This is a genomic window from Amycolatopsis sp. CA-126428 (genome assembly GCF_002904335.1).
Lineage (GTDB): Bacteria > Actinomycetota > Actinomycetes > Mycobacteriales > Pseudonocardiaceae > Amycolatopsis.
In genome coordinates, this window is record NZ_PPHF01000029.1 from 1 (window position 1) to 1,449 (window position 1,449).

Consider the following 1,449-nt stretch of genomic DNA (forward strand, 5'->3'; position numbering starts at 1 on the left):
CCGGTGATCGACCAGTGCCGGGAACTGGACTTGCGGACGGCCGGGCCGGACACGGTCGGGGTGTGGGGCGCGCTGCCCGACACCGACCGGCGCGCGCTGTACCGGGTCTGGCTGCACCGCCGTGAAGGTGGTGAGGCGTGATGACGGTCAACCTCACGCCGACGCAGATCCTGGCCGGGGTCGGGGTGCTGCTGGCGCTGTTCATGGTCTGGCGGTGGAGCGCCCGCAAGGCTCGCCGGGCCGCTGACGCGGCACGGGCAAGCTCGCGGGTGGTGTCGCTGGCCGGGCGGGTGCTGTTCACGGGCGCGGCGTTCACGGGCGTTCAGTGGCTGGTGATCACCCACGTGCACAACCCCACGTTGGTGCTCGTGGTCCTCGGAGTGCCGGACCTGATCGCGGCCCACGTCCTGACGCGTGTCCTGACGGTCACGTCCATGGACACCACCACCACGCGTCGCCGGGGCGGTGGTCGCCGATGACCACCACCGACCACAACCCGCCGGTCGTGGCGGGCCGGGCTCGACGACTCGCCGAGGAGGCGGCCGAAGCGGCCGACGTCCGCCGCTGGCAGACCCACCCCGATGTGGTGGCGCTGCGGGTGGAACGGGTCCGGGCGCAGGTGGACCGGTTGTGCTGGTCCGGGATCGTGCTCGGGTTGGCGTTCACCACGGCCAACGTGCAGTGGTTCGCCGCCTCCGGTTCCGCCGTGGGGTCGTTGCCGTGGCTGACGGCGTGGCTGCTGGACCCGACGGTGTGTCTGGTCCTGCTGGCGATCCTGCGGGCGGAGCAGGTGACCGCGCGGTATCAGGTCCACACGGGTGCGTGGGTGCGGGCGGCGAAGTGGTTCACGCTGGCCGCCACGTATGTGATGAACACGTGGTCATCGTGGGTTTCCGGCTCGCCGGCGGGGGTGGTGCTGCACTCGGTTCCGCCGCTGGTGGTGTTCGTGGCCGCTGAAGCGGTCACCGATCTGCGGGACAAGCTCACCGACGCGGTGGCGGTGGCGTTCATGAACGCCACGGACCGGACGGGCGCGCCTGCACCGGCCCCGGTTGAGGAACTGGCCGCCCCGGTCCACGAACCGAACACGGCGGCTCCCGAACCGACCGAACCGGTCCGTGAGCCGAGCACGCCGGATCACCAACCGGCGGCGCCGCGACCGGCGCGCCGGAAGCTGTTCGCCGACTACCTCGCCGACGCACGCGACTTGTGGACGCCGGGTGTGGAGATCACCCCGGCTTGGGTGAGGGCGACCACGGGATGTTCCCGAGGGCTGTCCTCCCGGCTCTCCGCCGCGCTGTCGGCGGAGACCGGCAAGGGGGTGCGTAGCGATGACTGAACCGAACCGGGAGAGCCACGACCACACCGCGCTGACCGCCGCCGCCGGGCGGGACGTCGAACACGTCGGCCCGGTGCTCGACGGCGAGTTGATCGACGACACGTTGCCCC

2 protein-coding genes are annotated in these 1,449 nt (G+C 71.8%); both read left to right on the forward strand.

The features are described 5' to 3' along the window. The first annotated feature begins 140 nt into the window (after positions 1–140). Positions 141–479, forward strand: a complete 339-nt coding sequence (locus C2L58_RS06690; RefSeq protein WP_103336666.1) for a hypothetical protein — start codon at positions 141–143, stop codon at positions 477–479. Continuing rightward, a complete protein-coding gene (locus C2L58_RS06695) occupies positions 476–1,339 on the forward strand; it encodes a hypothetical protein (protein ID WP_103336667.1) in 864 nt (287 codons plus the stop codon). Before C2L58_RS06690 ends, C2L58_RS06695 begins: the two co-directional genes overlap by 4 nt. Positions 1,340–1,449 lie beyond the last annotated feature (110 nt).

Coding starts and splice junctions, on each gene's coding strand:
- C2L58_RS06690 (WP_103336666.1), top strand. CDS start 141: ATGACGGTCAACCTCACGCCGACGCAGATCCTGGCCGGGGTCGGGGTG.
- C2L58_RS06695 (WP_103336667.1), top strand. CDS start 476: ATGACCACCACCGACCACAACCCGCCGGTCGTGGCGGGCCGGGCTCGA.